The following is a 14,764-nucleotide window of genomic DNA, read 5'->3' as shown; positions in this document are numbered from 1 at the left end:
TCCTTCTGGAGATCGTAGGTCTGGCGCATCGTCGGCTCAGCGGCTGGAGACCGGCTCGAACCGAACCGGTTCACGGCTCGGGCCCGGCGTCGGAGAGCTCCGGTGACCGGCCACGACACTGACCAGCACACCGGCCCCCGGCCCCCATGGCATCGTGTGAGTGACGGTGGTCAGGCCCCCGGTCAGAGCGGTGCCGTCGGAGTCGCGCAGAACGGGGCGGCCGACCGGGTCGTCGTCATCCAGGCCGAAGCTGCGCGGAGCCTGCCGCAATCCAGTACCGAGAGCCTTGGTGTATGCCTCTTTCAGAGTCCACAGGCGTAGCAGCTCCCGATCGCGCCCGGCCCCGCTCAGCACGCGGGTGGCGAAGGCAGCTCGCTCATAGGGGGTACAGATTCGGTGCTCCAGTACGGACATGACGCGTCCGGAGCGCTCCGCGTCCACACCGATACGGCCGTCTCGCACCACGGCGGCCACGAGGAACGAGCCGGTGTGACTCAGGCTGAAATCCAGGCCCGGCAGATCAGGTGCGTACGGCCGTCCCCACACGGTGCGGCTCAGCCGTACACCCTCGGGACGGCCGCCGACGAGCGTGCCCAACAGCACACGCAACAGGAGCCGGGAAGCGACAAAACGGCGGCGCGTCCCGGCACCGTGCAGGCTCCTCAGACGCGCCTCGTCCTCAGGGTGGGGACCGGGTCGGCTCTCCGCGGCCCGTGCCCATGCCTCGACCGTCCCGTGCACCAGCAGCGGCTCCCTGAGCGAGAGGCCGGCCGGAAGCGGGGACAGGGCGAGGGATGAGTCAGACAAGCTGATCGTGCGTGACCAGCCGGGAGCGGGTACGGACCCCCGACTCGGTGATCTCGAGTACGTCGTGGACGACACAACTGGGAGCGATCTCCGGCTTTCCGCCCGGCCGGGTGGTGACGACCAGCGCGTACACGGTGGAACGCAACGAGCCGTCGTCCTGCGGCTCCAAGGCGATGTGGTTGAACCAATGCCGCCGCTGCACCGGATCGCCGTCGAAGCGCTTGTTGAACTCGACCAGTTCGGAAACGATCCCCGCATGCCCCACGGCGGGGGCCGCGGAGGGGGAATGCTGGAAGGTCCCGTCCGCCGTGAAGGTTGCCGCGTAGTCGGCGAATCGCCCTCCGTCGAGAGCCTGCATCTGGTGGGCGTAGAAGTGCTGGACGCGCGCGTAAACCTCGGTGCCGACTGCGGTGACGGTCACTGGAATCTCCTGCTGTGAGACGGTCGATGACCTCACCGTCGCCCGGCGGGCTAGAGGGCCCCTCCACTGCGGCTTGAGCCCGATGGCACAAGCTCGGAGACCACCCCGCCACGTCGGGATTCGGGAGGCGGACATGTTGTTCGAAGAAGATTTCCGCGAGGGATGGCAAGCGTCGGGGCACGCCGCACGCTGGCAGATACGGCCGCTTCCGTGGCTGCCGCCGGGTGACGGACGGGCTTCGGTTCCCGGCGACGGAGACGGGCTGTGCGTCGAGTCCGGATACGGCCTGGAGGCGGCACAGCCGCCCGCCTTCACCTGTGCGCCATCGGGCTGGGAGGAGGCGTCCCATCTCCGCTGGGCCGCCTTCGCACGGGCCGAGGCACGCGGCGCCGGACCGTTCCGAGCGAGGGGGGAGATCTCGGCCCGGGTCCTGGCTCCGTACCGGCACCCGGACGGGGACGGGCCTCGCTGCGCCATGGCCACATTGATCTGTGTGGATCGCACCTCAGGCATGGTTTTCGACATAGCCCTGACGAACAGGTTCGTGTGGGCGCTGTACGAGCGGCTGCCGAGGCCGGGCTCCGCACACGGCACATTCTCCTATGCCGTGCCTGTCGCGGACCGTACTCCGGAGGAGTGGCACGACTGCGAGATCGAAGTCGACCCCTCGGCCGGAAGGGCCCGCTGGTCGCTCGCCGGAAAGGAGGTCTTCGCCGTGGAACGGACGGGCCTACGGCTCGACGCCAGGAGCTACGGCTCTCGGCTGGAATGCTCCACACCCGGTCCACAGGAACAGGTCGCCCCGGACAGGCTCGCGCTGGGTCTCGGGCTGATCGCCACGTCCGCCCGCGGCCAAGGCGTACGGCTTCGGGCCCGGCGGACAGCCCTGACGGCCGAGGACATGTCCACCAGCGCCCGTTGACGTTTCGCCCTCGCTCTCCGCCGGCCGCCGCCGCTACGCCCGCCGGAATGCCTCGGCGGCATGACGAAGCGTCGCGACGCTGTTGCGCCCGAGCACGTCTCGCAGATGGGCCCGTGCATCGGCGAGAGTGGCGTCCGGCCCCAGGACCTCCGTGATGCCGGAGGGATCGATCGCGACGGTGTGACGAGCGACCGCCACCGGCCCGTCCGCCGCCTCGGTGAAAACCCACTCCCCGCTGTGTCCGGACAGCAGCCTGGGCGTGCGCTGCTGCTTGTACGCGATCCACTCCGAAGCTCGGCAGATCCGAGCGGACCGCGTGGTGTGGACGGCCCCATCGGCCGTCACCGTGTCCATCTCCAGCCACTGCAAGCCCGCTTCGGGCTCGGTCAGGTCGACACGGGAGACGTGCGGGAGCAGGTCGGCCCAGCGCTCAGCTCGCTCGACAAAGCCGTACGCGTCGTGCACGCCCCCCTCGATCGGGATGGTGTCCGTGAACGAGAAGACAAGCTCGTCCACGGGGTACCCGGTCTCGGCAAGGGCGGCGAGCGCTCCCAGCTCGCGGGCGCTGTTGCGATCCAGGGCCTCGTCGACGCGGGCCACGGAGTCCGGGGAGTCGTCCTCGACGGCGAAGCGATGGCGAAGAACGATCTGGGTACGGTGATCGCCCAGCGGCCGGAAGAACCAGCCCCCGGACATGGACGTGACGGGCGGGCGGCTGTGTTCCTGGTGGAACGAGATGTAGAGCCTGCGCGGATCCAGCAGACGCCGCGAACTCCAGTGCGTGATGGCGCCGTTCACTTCCGCCCAGATCTCGAACCGCTCGCTCCGTTCTCCCCGGTCCAGATGCCGCACATGCAACGTCGGCTCGAATATGGCCGGCCACCGCGACACATCGGCGACCAGCCCGTACAGGTCCGCGGCAGGTGCCTCCACCACCAGGGTGTGCTCCCGGCGGTGCCATGTGCGCTCGGACACGGGAGGTGGTGTGGGCGTGCGGTGGGCCATTGTGTACTCCTTGCGGTGGGCGCGGGCGAGATCGACTGGCCGACTGCGGTCGGACGACGGACCGGGCGGGTCTCAGGCGGCCTGCGAGAGGTTCTCGTTGACGATGGCGAGCAGACGGCGCGGAGTGAGCCCTTCGTCGATCTCGTCATCGCTCAGCTCGATGCCGTACTCGCGCTCGATGCGGGCCGCGCTCTCCATGAGGGCCAGGGAGTCGTAACCGAGTTCCTCGAAGGTGACGTCGAGCGCCTCGTCGGAGAACTCGACATCGTCGTCCGCTCCCGCGCAGGCGACGAGAATGGTGCGCAGGGCGTCAATGGTCAGGCGAGACATATCTGGGCTCCTTGAGTGAAGGCGGAGGTTGCCGTGCCATGGCGGGGAGAACTGACCGGCGCGGAAGCCGTCAGGGGCGGAAACCGGTGAGAACCACAGCCGAGTTGAAGCCCCGGCGCCCGCGTGCCAGGACGAGAGCGGCGCTGAGCGCGATCTCACGAGGCTGATCGGTCACCAGGTCGAGGGCATAGGCATCGGGTACCCGTACCGTGCCGCCGGTCGCCGGCACCACCTGGTCGCGCAGAGCGAGGAGTGCCGCCGCGAGGTCGGCCGGACCGCCTCCGGCGCAGAGACGGCCGATGAGCGCCTTGGGCGCTGTGACAGGAACTCCACGCGGACCGAATATCCGGGCCAGCGCCTCGGCCTCGGCCTGGTCGAGCTCCGGCACGCCGGCACCGTCGGCGAACACCACGGAGATGTCGGCGGGCGTCAGCCCGGCTTGAGCGAGGGCCAGCTCGATGGCGCGGCCGAAGGCGGACGGGCGGCCCGAGCCGGGCGCCGGGTCGAAGGTCGCCGCGTATCCGGCGATCTCGCCGTAGATCCTCTCTGCCCCACGTGCCCGTGCCGACTCCGCGTCCTCGACGATCAGGATGGCGCCGCCCTCGCCCGGAACGTACCCGGAGGCGTCGGCGTCGAAGGGGAGGTAGGCCCGCGCGGGGTCCGCCACGGTGGTGACCAGTCCCCCGGCGAGCTGAGAGGCGTAGCCCCACGGGTCCAGAGCCGAGTCGACGCCTCCGCTGAGCACCACACGGGTGCCACGACGGACCGTACGACGAGCGTGTCCGATCGCGTCCAGCCCTCCGGCCTGCTCCGCGACGAGGGCGGCGCTGGGACCGCGCATCGCGTTGCGGATGGAGATCTGACCGGTGTTGACGGCATAGAACCAGGCGAACGACTCGTACACGCTGACGTACTCGGGCCCTTGACTCCACAGCTTGTGGAACTCACGGTGAGTGAACTCGAAGCCTCCCTGCGCGGTGGAGGTGACGACGCCCAGGTCGTAGTCCTCGAAACCGGCGTCCGGCCCGACGCCGGCGTCCACGAGTGCCCAGTCCGCAGCGGCCAGCGCGTAGCGAGTGGACACATCCGTCTGGGGCAGCAGCCGGCTGGGCAGATGCTCGGCCGCGTCGAAGTCGTCGATCTGCCCCGCGAGCCGGGACGGATAGCGCGAGGCGTCGAAGCGGGACACCTCACTGATGCTGTTCTCCCCGTTCAGCAGGGCTTTCCAGTAGCGTTCGGCGCCGAGACCACCAGGGGCCACGACACTGAGACCGGTGACGACGGCACGACCGGGCGCTTCGGTGTTCACGCGGCCACCTCCGGGCGGTGCAGGATCATGGCGCTCTGGAAACCGCCGAAGCCGCTGCCCACCGTGAGGACGGTGTCGACCCGCTGCTCACGCGCGACCAGCGGTACGTAATCCAGGTCGCACTCGGGGTCGCTGGTGTGCAGGTTCGCCGTGGGCGGCACGACGCCGTGCTCGATGGCCAGGAGCGAAGCGGCGATCTCGATGGAGCCGATCGCGCCGAGCGAGTGGCCGACCATGGACTTGATCGAGCTGACGGGCACCGCGTACGCGTGCTCGCCGAGACCGCGCTTGAAGGCGGCCGTCTCATGGCGGTCGTTCTGCTTGGTGCCGGACCCATGAGCGTTGACATAGTCCACGGCCGTGCGGTCGAGCCGTGCCTCGTCGAGGGCTGCCCGGATGGCCTCGGCCATCTCGCGGCCGTCCTTCTTCAGGCCGGTCATGTGGTACGCGTTGCAACGCGTGGCATAGCCGCCGACCTCGGCGTAGATGTGAGCGCCGCGCCGTTCGGCGGCCTCGTACTCCTCCAGCACGAACATGGCGGCGCCTTCGGCGAGGACGAAGCCGTTGCGGGTGCCGTCGAAGGGACGCGAGGCATGCTCCGGATCGTCGTTCCGCGGTGTGGTCGCCTTGATCGCGTCGAAGCAGGAGACGACGATCGGGGAGATCGGCGTATCAGCGGCACCGGCGACGATCACATCGGCACCGCCCTCCCGGATCAGCTGGACGGCGTATCCGACCGAGTCCAGTCCCGAGGTGCAGCCGTCGGAGACGACGGTGACCGGGCCTTCCGCTCCGACGGACCAGGCCACCTCGGCGGCCATCGCGCCCGGGCTGAGGTAATCGAACATGTAGGGCGACAGATGAGCCGGATCCATCACCCATTCACGGCCTGCGTCCGACATCACCAGGTATTCGTTCTCCAGGCTCGTCGCGGACGCCACGGCGCTCCCCAGTGCCACCCCGACACGGGAAGGGTCCAGCGCCTCGGTCTCGAGACCGCTGTCGGCCAGGGCGTCACGGGTGCAGGCCACGGCGAACTGAGTGGCGCGGTCCATGCGACGGATCTCCCGCGGGGAGAGCCCTTCCGCCGCGGCGTCGAAATCGACTTCCCCCGCGATCCGGGACCGAAAAGGCGAGGCGTCGAAGAAGCTGATGGTCCGGGTGGCCGTACGGCCGGCGGTGAGCAGGTCCCAGAACTCCTTGGTCCCCACGCCGCCAGGGGCGCGTACGCCGATCCCGGTGATCACTACGCGTCGGGTCACCGTCGTTCTCCTCCTGTGCTGGGCATCGCGTGGGGCTCCTTTCGCCCGCCGTACCTCGTGGACACGCCGAAGACGTTCCATCGGCGTGCTCGAACGCGGCTCGCGAACCGATGGGACGCCCCGAGCCGCAGAGGTGAGTGCCGGCGTCGCGCCGTGCCCACGAGCCGACTTCCAGCCGCGCTCAAGGTGTGGCGGTCACGCTCTCCGGTGGCACGGACAGGACACAGACGCCCCGTCAGCAAGGGAGACGAGCAGCGATGGCGACAGCGACGGCCACGGAGACCGGACCGGCCCCGCACACCTCAAAGAGGCCGGCCAGGCCAGTAGTCCTGGTGACCGGTGCGACCAGTGGTATCGGTCTGGAGATCGTGAAGCGCCTGGCCGCCCTCGGCGCACGTGTCTACCTGTGCGCCCGGGACGAGGCCCGTCTCGCCGGGACGCTGAAGGAACTCCAGGACGAAGGCTTCGACGTGGACGGATCGGTGTGCGATGTCGCGGACCCGGCGCAGATCCGCGCCTATGTGGCGGCGGCGGTGCAGCGGTACGGCCCGGTGGACATTCTGGTCAACAACGCCGGCCGCAGCGGTGGGGGCGCCACCGCCGAAATCCCCGACGAGCTCTGGCTCGACGTCATCAACACCAACCTGACGAGTGTGTTCCTGATGACGAAGGAAGTGCTCAACGCGGGGGGCATGCTGGCCAAGAAGCGCGGCCGCATCATCAACATCGCCTCGACGGGCGGCAAGCAAGGCGTGGTGCACGCCGTTCCGTACTCGGCCTCCAAGCACGGTGTCGTGGGTCTGACGAAGGCACTGGGCCTCGAGCTCGCGCGGACCGGCATCACCGTCAACGCCGTCTGCCCGGGATTCGTGGAGACACCCATGGCCGAGCGGGTGCGCGAGCACTACGCGAACATCTGGGAGGTGTCCGAGCAGGAGACGTTCGAACGGATCACCAACCGGGTTCCGCTGGGCCGGTACGTGGAGACGCGCGAGGTGGCCGCCATGGTGGAGTACCTGGTCACGGACGACGCGGCGGCCGTCACCGCGCAGGCGATGAACGTCTGCGGCGGACTGGGCAACTACTGATGGCCGCCTCCGCCCCCGCACCGGGTTCACGGACCGGCGCGCCCGTGGCCCTGGTCACGGGTTCCTCCTCGGGCATCGGGCAGACCATCGCCCAGGAACTGGCCACCGAGGGATATCGCGTCGTCGTCAATTCGGCCCGCTCGGTGAAGGAAGGTGAGAAGACGGCGGCCGAACTGCCCGACGCTCTCTACGTACGCGCCGACGTCTCCGACGAAGAGGAGTCCCGGCGCCTGGTGGACACGGCGGTGACTCACTACGGCCGGCTGGACGTCCTGGTCAACAACGCCGGTCGGACCCGCGCGATCCCGCATGCCGACCTGACGAGCGCCACACCCGGCGTATGGCGGGAGATTCTCGGCCTCAACGTGATCGGCACATGGCAGACCACCGTCGCCGCGATGCCGCATCTGGCGGCCTCGGGGTCCGGGTGCGTGATCAATGTGTCGTCGATCGCCGGCAGCCGCCCGGCCGGAAGCTCGATTCCCTATGCGGTCAGCAAGGCGGCGATCGAGCACATGACCCGGTTGCTCGCCAATACCGTCGGGCCACATGTACGCGTCAACGCGGTCGCTCCCGGCCTGATCGAGACGCCATGGACGCGGAACAGCGAGTTCTTCGCCCCTATCGCCGAACACGTCCGGACCACGACACCGCTGCGCCGGACCGGCCGTCCAGAAGACGTGGCAGCCGCCGTGACGGGCCTGATCCACGCCACATACGCCACGGGTCAGGTCCTGCTGGTGGATGGCGGCGCTCATCTCCTGTGAACCGGAAGCGGCAAGCCCGTCCACGATCCGAGGAGTCCAAGAGTGCGGCTCGCTGTGAATCTCGTCCATCAAGGCGCGGGCGAACTCGCCCGTGCCGCGGAACGCCTCGGCTACGCCGCGGTTCTCGCCCCTGAAGGCTACCGCTCGGACGCGGCCAGCGTCCTCGGCCTCGCGGCGGGCGTCACCGAACACGTCGCCCTGATCTCGGGCGCCATGCAGATTCCGGGACGTCCCCCGGCGATGGCCGCCCTGACCGCGGCCACTCTCGACTCGCTGAGCAATGGCCGCTTCCGGCTGGGGCTGGGGGTTTCCAACCCTGACGTGTCGGTCGGCTGGTACGGCGTGCCGTTCGCGCGGCCTCTGGAGCGCACCCGCGAGTACGTCGCGATCGTCCGGCGAGCCCTGGACGGCGAGCCGGTCGTCCACCGGGGACCGTACTTTGAAGTCGGCGGAGCGGCCCCCCTCCATGTGCTGACCGACCGAGAGCCGAGACGGATACCCGTCCTGCTCGCCGCGGTGGGACCGCGCAATCTGCGGCTGGCGGGCGAAATCGCGGACGGCTGGCTCGGCGTCTTCACCTCACCCGAAGCGGTGATGGAAGGTGTGGCCGAAATCAGGAAAGGCCGGGGCGCCGTCGGCATGGACGGCTTCGAGGTCCTGCCCAGCCTGCCCACCGCCATCGCCCGCACCGTGGAAGAGGCAGCCGATCTGCTCCGTGGTCAGTACGTCTACTTGATGGGCATCGGAGACCCCGACAAGAACTTCTACTGCGAAATGGCCCGTGCCATGGGCTATTCGACAGCGGTGAGTGCCTTCCTGGCGCGGCTGGAAGCCGGAGACCGCGCGGGCGCGGGGGCGGCACTCCCCCTTGCCTTCATCGACCGGACGGCGCTGATCGGCCCCGTCGACCGAATCGCGGACCGGATGCGCGCCTATGCCGACGCGGGCGTGACGACCCTCGGCGTCATGGTCTCCGCCGCCGCGACCGATCTGCGCGGCCGACTGTCCCTGGTCGAAGCGGCCGCTCTCGCGTTCGAACGCTCCGGCATTCCGACTGACTGAGCCCTGCCGCCTCGTACGCCCTCACCGCCAGCTCGGAGAACACCATGACGCTCTTGTTCCATGACAGCTTCAGCCACGGGCTGCGGGTACGCGCCCCGAACGGCCGGGCCGCAGCAGGCCCCTGGTCCCTGCGGCCCGCAGGGCGACTGACCGCCGGGGACGGCGTGGCACGACCGGCCGCGAACGGCGGCGGTCTGGTGATCGAACCCGCCGATCGCGATCCGGTCACGGGGCAGCCCAGGTTCGCGGTGTCCCCGCCAGGAGAGCCTGTCGACCATTTGCGCTGGTCCGCGTTCGGTCCCTCCTTGGAGACCGCGGGAGCCACGTTGACCTTCTCCGCGATGCTCTCGGCCGAGACATGGGGAGAGAAGGCCGATGAGGTCGGTGAGGGTTCGGGCGCGCTGATAGCGCTGGACCGGGAAGCGGGCCTGGTCCTGGACTTCGCCTTGACGGGACGTCGGCTGTGGGCGCTCTACGGCCGCGTACCCGGCGGGGCGAACGGGCGGGGCGGCTTCTCCTACTCCGTTCCGATCGCCGGCCGTTCCTCCACGGACCGCCACGACTGCGCTCTCGTGGTCGACTCGGGAACCGGGCACGCCCGATGGATACTCGACGGGACAGAGGTGTTCGCCGTGGAACGACTCGGAGAGCCTCTTCCCGCTCCGGCACGGCCCGACTCATCGACACCGGGGGCGCTGGAACTCGTGCGGTCCAGCTTCCTGGTCCCGGGAATGGCGCTGATCGCGGAAACCCCGCACGGCCAGGGGATCCGTTTCGGTGTCGGCCCCCTGTCCGTCGTCCGTTCGTCCACGACCGCGGAAGTGACGGCGTACTGATGCGGGTCGACGACATCACGGAATTCCATTCTTGGTTCGCCGAGCGCCGCGCCGCCCACCGCTACCGCACCGCACTCGCACCGTTGCACGAACTCGACGGCTGGTACACGGATTCCCGAACCGGCGACATCAGGCATCGCAGCGGTCGCTTCTTCTCGATCGAGGGACTGCGCTTCACGCGAGAAATCCCTGAGGGAGCCGCATGGACACAGCCGATCATCCGGCAGCCGGAAAATGGCGTACTGGGCATTCTCATGAAGCGTTTCGACGGAATTCCACACCTGCTGATGCAGGCGAAAATGGAACCCGGTAACGTGAATACGGTTCAATTGTCTCCGACCGTACAGGCCACGTTCAGCAACTACACGAGGGTGCATCGCGGGGACGCCGTACGGTATATCGACCATTTCCTGGCTCCCGGCGCCGGCGACCGGGTCCACTACGACGCACTCCAGAGCGAGCAGGGCTCCTGGTTCCTGGGCAAGCGCAACCGCAACATCGTCGTCGAGACGACCGATGACGTGCCGGTGCACGAGGACTTCTGCTGGATCCCCCGGCCGGCCATGGCGGATCTGTTGCGGGTGGACAACCTCGTGAACATGGACGCACGGACCGTCTTGGCGGGACTGCCCGCGGACCAGGCAGCGAGCGAGGAACCCGGCGCTCACCGGCATACGGCGAGTAAGCCGCTGAACGACACCACCGACCTGCTCCACTGGTTCACCGAGGCGAAGGTCCGGCACCGTTCCCAGCGGACGAGAATACCTTTGAGCCAGGTGACCGGCTGGCACCGCGACAGCGAGCGGGGCGAGATATTCCACGAGGACGGACGATACTTCCGGATCATCGGAGTCGACGTCGAAGCCGAAAGCCGTGAGGTTTCCTCATGGTCCCAGCCGATGCTCGCTCCGGTAGGTCGCGGGGTCATCGGATTCGTGAGCAAGGAAATAGGCGGCGAACGTCATCTCCTGGTACAGGCACGCGCCGAAGCAGGCACGTTCGACATCGTCGAACTGGCGCCGACCGTGCAGTGCAATCCCGGAAACCTCCCCAACGGATCCCCTCGGCCTCCCTACCTCGACGCCATGCTGGGCGCTCGGCCCCGACAACTCCTCCTGGACGTGGTCCACTCGGAGGAGGGAGGCCGGTTCTACCACGCGGAGAACCGCTATCTCGTCATGGACGGGAACGACCTCCCCGTCGACACGTCACCGGACTACACCTGGATGACGCTGCACCAGCTGATGCGAGCGGGCCGCTTGGGCAACCTCGTCAATGTGGAAGCCCGCACGCTGTTGACCAGTGTCCGGACGCTACCCGGACACGGAACCCCACGATGAGGGCCCCCGTGCGGATCGGCGTCATGGGGTGTGCCGACATCGCCCTGCGAAAAATGCTTCCGGCGTTCGCCGCGTCGCCCCACACCACGGTGACGGCGCTGGCGAGCCGCGACGCGGCCAAGGCCCGCGCAGCGGCAGGGGCTTTCGGCTGTGCACCCGTAGAAGGGTATGACGCGCTCCTTGCACGACCTGATGTGGACGCCGTGTACGTGCCCCTTCCGATCGCGCTGCATGCCCCGTGGGCCGAGCGGGCGCTGCACGCCGGCAAGCATGTTCTCGCCGAGAAGCCACTGACCTCGCGGGCCGCCGACACCACGCGGCTGCTCGCCCTGGCCCGTGAGCGTGGCCTCGTCCTCGCCGAGAACTACCTCTTTCTTCATCACCCGGCCTACTCGACGGTCCGTGAGCTGGTGGACTCCGGCGTGATCGGCGAAGTCCGCGCTCTGACCGCCTCGTTCACCGTGCCACCGCGGCCGGCGGACGACATCCGTTACCGAGCCGACCTGGACGGCGGGGCTCTCCTCGACATCGGCGTCTACCCCCTCCGGCTGGCATCGCTCCTGCTCGGCGCCCGCCTGGACGTTCATGGCTCGGTTCTCCATCACGATCGGCCCACCGGGGTCGATGTGGGCGGCGGTGTCCTCCTCGGTGATCCCCGCACGGGAACAAGCGCCCAGTTGCTCTTCGGCATGGCACACGCCTACACGGCCTGCTGGCAGCTGCTGGGCAGCGCGGGAACCATCGCGCTGGACCGCGCGTACACACCGCCCGCCGACCATCAACCGGTGCTGCGCATCGAACGGGCAGGGGTCGTCGAGGAGCGTGCGCTACCCGCTCATGATCAGACGACGGCCGCTGTCGCCTCCTTCGCCGACGCGGTGCGTCGTGCCGCGCGGCAGTGCGCACCGGACGACGCGGCGGCCGCGGACGTTCTCCGTCAAGCCGACCTGGTCGACGCGGTGCGCGACCGCGCCGACATCGCAGCCACCTGACGAACGAGACATGTCGAGCGCAACCGGACGACCTCGCGGAATTCCAGCCGACCTCGTGGTCCCGCTCGAGCACGGCGCGTGAGGCTGGCACGCAGACCGGTCACAGGCACCTCCGGAAGGACTGACCAGGATGCCGACACGGCAGACGCACCACATCGAAACAACCGCACGAGTGACAGTCGCGGCAACCGATGTCAAGAAGATCGCGGCGGAACACGCCCAGGCCGCCGAGCGGGACCACCGGCTCGCTCCGGAGGTTGTCCAAGCGATGCTGGACGCCGGATTCGCCCGCCATTTCGTGCCGCGACATCATGGTGGTGACGCGGGAACGTTCGAGGAGATCGTACGGGCTGTCGCTCTGGTCGGCGAGGGCTGTGCTTCGGCCGCCTGGGCGGCTTCCCTGACGGCTTCGCTCGGCAGGATGGCGGCTTATCTGCCCGAGGCGGGCCGACGGGAGATCTGGGCGGAGGGCCCGGACACCCTGATCGTGGGTGCGCTGATGCCGCTCGGCCGGGCCCGACGCGAAGAAGGCGGGTGGCGAATCAACGGAACATGGCCCTATGTCAGCGTCGTGGACTACGCGGACTGGGCATTGGTCTGCTCGATGACCATCGAGGACCACCCGGTGGCACGGTTCTTCGCGATCCCCCGGCACCGTTGCAGCACATCGAACACCTGGTCATCGGTGGGCATGCGAGGTACGGGCAGCAACACGTTGCACATCGAGGACGTGTTCGTGCCCGACGCGCTGACGTTCACGCGGGACGCGGTGGCCACAGGGGTGGCGGAGGATGCCCGCGCCGCCTGCCACCGAGTGCCGCTCAAGGCCGTGAACGGGCTCTGCTTCGCCGCACCGGTGCTCGGCACGGCACGCGCGGCGCTGACGGCATGGCTCGAGGGAACCGCCCCCCGCCACACATCGGGCTCAGGCGGCCTGGACAGCCCGGCCGCAAGCGCCTTGGGGCGGGCCTCGTGCGAGGTGGATGCCGCGTCCTTGCTTCTGATGAAGACGGCTCGGACGGCCGACACGGGCGACGTGACCGCCCTGGACATCGCCCGCAGCAGCCGGGACTGCGCCTTCGCCGCCGAGCTGTCCACCGCCGCGGTGGACCGCCTTTTCGCCTCAGCCGGCACACGTGCCCATCAGGCGTCCGCCCCCCTGCAGCGCCACTGGCGGGACGCGCACTCCGCCGCCGGTCATGTGGTCCTGGGATTCGGAGCGGCTGCCGAGGCGTACGCCCGTGAGGTCCACCACCCGCACGCGCGCTGACATACCGCACTTCCGCACTGTCTGAGCCTGGCTGGTTCAGCCTGCCAGACCGGTCTCCACAGCGTCATCGCCACCGCCGCAGGACTCGCCGGCACCACCGCACGGGTCCGTGACGGGCGCGGTCGGGGCACGCCGTCGCCCGGCCGCGCCCGTCCTGTCCTGAACCAGCCTGCGCGGCCCTGGGCCCTCCTCGCCGAGCTGGTCATACGGGTTGGTGAGCGGACAGTCGCGGACGGAGAGGCAGCCGCAGCCGATGCAGTCCTCCAACCCGTCGCGCAGAGCGAGCAATTGCTCGATCCGCTCATTGAGGTCCGCTCGCCAGCGCCTGGAGAGCCGGGCCCAGTCCTCCCTGGTGGGAGTGCGTTCTTCCGGCAGCTCCGCAAGCGCCTCCCGCACCGTGCTCAGCGGAATACCCATGCGCTGCGCCACCCGGATCACCGAGATGCGACGAAGCGTGTCCCGGGTGTAGCGACGCTGATTTCCGGGTGTGCGACGGCTTTTGATGAGGCCCTTGGACTCGTAGAAGTGGAGTGCCGTCACCGCGACACCGCTGCGTGCCGAGAGCTGTCCGACCGTGAGTTCGGTGACGTGGTGGGCCGGGCGACCGACGGTCATGTCAAGCGCCGTCCGCCAAAGCCTGTCGGAACTGCTCCACGCTCGGTACCCCGGTGGAGACGCGCACACCGTCCACGAAGACGGTCGGCACCCCCGTCACTCCCCTGCGAGCAGCCGCTCGCTCGTCCTCACGCACGTCCTCCGCATAGGCGTCACCCGCGAGCACCTCGCGTACGGCTTCGGGGTCCAGCCCCGCGGCGCTCGCCACCTCGACCAGCACCTCGTGATCCGCGACATTACGCTGCTCGGTCAGGTAGGCGCGGAAGAGCTCGCTCTTCATCCTGTCGGCGCTGCCGTGCTCGGCGGCGAGATGGACGAGGCGCTGGGCATCGAAGGAGTTCACAGGGCGTACACCGACCAGCCGGATGTCCAGGCCCTCGGCCTCACCGAGGACACGGATCTTCTCGAACAGCTCGACCGTCTCACCGGGTTGGAGACCGAGGTTCGCCCGCATCATCTCTCCGAGCGTAGCACCGGGGGTTCGGGGCTGGTCCGGCCGAAGTTCGAAGCTACGCCACACGATCTCGACGTCATCACGGCTGAAGCCGTCCCGGCCGTCCAGACTCTCGATCGCCTTGTCGAGCCGCGCCTTGCCGATGTAGCACCACGGGCACATGATGTCCGACCAGATCTCGACCTTCACTGCGCTCTCCCCACTTGCCGCTCCTGTTAGCCCTACGCCGTGATCGTTCCTCTTCAGACTGCAACCTCGACCGCACTGGAGGTCAAGCCGGGCAC

At 68.9% G+C, this 14,764-nt stretch carries 16 protein-coding genes; 8 read left to right on the top strand and 8 right to left on the bottom strand.

Annotation, left to right across the window (positions count from 1 at the left end):
- Positions 1–36: 36 nt before the first annotated feature.
- Both B079_RS32400 and B079_RS0120295 read right to left on the bottom strand, forming a co-directional pair.
- The gene (locus tag B079_RS32400) at positions 37–741 is read right to left on the bottom strand and encodes a 4'-phosphopantetheinyl transferase superfamily protein (protein WP_018547669.1); all 705 of its coding nucleotides are present in this window, start codon (positions 739–741) and stop codon (positions 37–39) included.
- Between the two features lie 58 nt (positions 742–799).
- Positions 800–1,228, bottom strand: a complete 429-nt coding sequence (locus B079_RS0120295; protein ID WP_018547668.1) for a nuclear transport factor 2 family protein — start codon at positions 1,226–1,228, stop codon at positions 800–802.
- Positions 1,229–1,310: 82 nt separating this feature from the next.
- Here B079_RS0120295 and B079_RS35945 point away from each other — a divergent pair, with 82 nt between their 5' ends.
- A complete protein-coding gene (locus B079_RS35945) occupies positions 1,311–2,150 on the top strand; it encodes a DUF6081 family protein (RefSeq protein WP_324604071.1) in 840 nt (279 codons plus the stop codon).
- Positions 2,151–2,183: 33 nt separating this feature from the next.
- Here the strand turns inward: B079_RS35945 and B079_RS0120285 are convergent, their stop codons facing one another.
- The 4 genes from B079_RS0120285 to B079_RS0120270 all read right to left on the bottom strand — a co-directional run bounded on the left by B079_RS0120285 (position 2,184) and on the right by B079_RS0120270 (position 6,137).
- Positions 2,184–3,125 (bottom strand): aromatase/cyclase, encoded by a 942-nt coding sequence (locus B079_RS0120285; protein WP_037801744.1) that lies wholly within the window; start codon positions 3,123–3,125, stop codon positions 2,184–2,186.
- A gap of 102 nt (positions 3,126–3,227) precedes the next feature.
- On the bottom strand, positions 3,228–3,485 hold the full coding sequence (locus B079_RS0120280) for an acyl carrier protein (protein ID WP_018547665.1): 258 nt from the start codon (positions 3,483–3,485) through the stop codon (positions 3,228–3,230).
- Positions 3,486–3,555: 70 nt separating this feature from the next.
- Positions 3,556–4,794: a ketosynthase chain-length factor gene (locus B079_RS0120275; RefSeq protein ID WP_018547664.1), complete on the bottom strand. Its 1,239-nt coding sequence runs from the start codon at positions 4,792–4,794 to the stop codon at positions 3,556–3,558.
- Positions 4,791–6,137, bottom strand: a complete 1,347-nt coding sequence (locus tag B079_RS0120270) for a beta-ketoacyl-[acyl-carrier-protein] synthase family protein (RefSeq protein WP_078496022.1) — start codon at positions 6,135–6,137, stop codon at positions 4,791–4,793. The genes B079_RS0120275 and B079_RS0120270 overlap by 4 nt, the downstream gene beginning before the upstream one ends.
- Before the next feature lie 251 nt (positions 6,138–6,388).
- On the opposite strand from B079_RS0120270, the gene B079_RS0120265 reads away from it, so the two are divergent.
- From B079_RS0120265 to B079_RS0120235, 7 genes are all read left to right on the top strand, one after another.
- On the top strand, positions 6,389–7,144 hold the full coding sequence (locus B079_RS0120265) for an SDR family NAD(P)-dependent oxidoreductase (RefSeq protein WP_018547662.1): 756 nt from the start codon (positions 6,389–6,391) through the stop codon (positions 7,142–7,144).
- The gene (locus tag B079_RS0120260; protein WP_018547661.1) at positions 7,144–7,911 is read left to right on the top strand and encodes an SDR family oxidoreductase; all 768 of its coding nucleotides are present in this window, start codon (positions 7,144–7,146) and stop codon (positions 7,909–7,911) included. Before B079_RS0120265 ends, B079_RS0120260 begins: the two co-directional genes overlap by 1 nt.
- Positions 7,912–7,953: 42 nt before the next feature.
- Positions 7,954–8,973, top strand: coding sequence for an LLM class flavin-dependent oxidoreductase (locus tag B079_RS0120255; RefSeq protein WP_018547660.1), 1,020 nt, complete (start codon positions 7,954–7,956; stop codon positions 8,971–8,973).
- A gap of 44 nt (positions 8,974–9,017) precedes the next feature.
- Entirely contained in the window at positions 9,018–9,809 is a 792-nt protein-coding gene (locus B079_RS0120250) for a DUF6081 family protein (protein WP_158685031.1), read from the top strand.
- Entirely contained in the window at positions 9,809–11,149 is a 1,341-nt protein-coding gene (locus B079_RS0120245) for an NDP-hexose 2,3-dehydratase family protein (RefSeq protein ID WP_018547658.1), read from the top strand. Before B079_RS0120250 ends, B079_RS0120245 begins: the two co-directional genes overlap by 1 nt.
- An 8-nt stretch (positions 11,150–11,157) precedes the next feature.
- Positions 11,158–12,141: a Gfo/Idh/MocA family protein gene (locus B079_RS0120240; RefSeq protein ID WP_234016825.1), complete on the top strand. Its 984-nt coding sequence runs from the start codon at positions 11,158–11,160 to the stop codon at positions 12,139–12,141.
- 130 nt (positions 12,142–12,271) lie between these two features.
- Positions 12,272–13,411: an acyl-CoA dehydrogenase family protein gene (locus B079_RS0120235; RefSeq protein ID WP_018547656.1), complete on the top strand. Its 1,140-nt coding sequence runs from the start codon at positions 12,272–12,274 to the stop codon at positions 13,409–13,411.
- Between the two features lie 36 nt (positions 13,412–13,447).
- On the opposite strand, the gene soxR is transcribed toward B079_RS0120235, so the two are convergent.
- On the bottom strand, positions 13,448–14,026 hold the full coding sequence (gene soxR, locus B079_RS32395) for a redox-sensitive transcriptional activator SoxR (protein WP_018547655.1): 579 nt from the start codon (positions 14,024–14,026) through the stop codon (positions 13,448–13,450).
- A 1-nt stretch (position 14,027) separates the two neighbouring features.
- On the bottom strand, positions 14,028–14,669 hold the full coding sequence (locus B079_RS0120225) for a DsbA family oxidoreductase (RefSeq protein WP_018547654.1): 642 nt from the start codon (positions 14,667–14,669) through the stop codon (positions 14,028–14,030).
- Positions 14,670–14,764 lie beyond the last annotated feature (95 nt).

The sequence above is a fragment of the Streptomyces sp. LaPpAH-108 genome (assembly GCF_000373625.1).
GTDB lineage: Bacteria > Actinomycetota > Actinomycetes > Streptomycetales > Streptomycetaceae > Streptomyces.
This window is presented reverse-complemented; position numbering and strand designations above follow the sequence as displayed.

Excerpts from the sequence above, each read along its gene's own strand:
- B079_RS0120235 (WP_018547656.1), top strand. The coding sequence starts at position 12,272 with ATGCCGACACGGCAGACGCACCACATCGAAACAACCGCACGAGTGACA.
- soxR (WP_018547655.1), bottom strand. The coding sequence starts at position 14,026 with ATGACCGTCGGTCGCCCGGCCCACCACGTCACCGAACTCACGGTCGGA.
- B079_RS0120260 (WP_018547661.1), top strand. The coding sequence starts at position 7,144 with ATGGCCGCCTCCGCCCCCGCACCGGGTTCACGGACCGGCGCGCCCGTG.
- B079_RS0120280 (WP_018547665.1), bottom strand. The coding sequence starts at position 3,485 with ATGTCTCGCCTGACCATTGACGCCCTGCGCACCATTCTCGTCGCCTGC.
- B079_RS35945 (WP_324604071.1), top strand. The coding sequence starts at position 1,311 with ATGGCACAAGCTCGGAGACCACCCCGCCACGTCGGGATTCGGGAGGCG.
- B079_RS0120270 (WP_078496022.1), bottom strand. The coding sequence starts at position 6,137 with ATGGAACGTCTTCGGCGTGTCCACGAGGTACGGCGGGCGAAAGGAGCC.
- B079_RS0120245 (WP_018547658.1), top strand. The coding sequence starts at position 9,809 with ATGCGGGTCGACGACATCACGGAATTCCATTCTTGGTTCGCCGAGCGC.
- B079_RS0120250 (WP_158685031.1), top strand. The coding sequence starts at position 9,018 with ATGACGCTCTTGTTCCATGACAGCTTCAGCCACGGGCTGCGGGTACGC.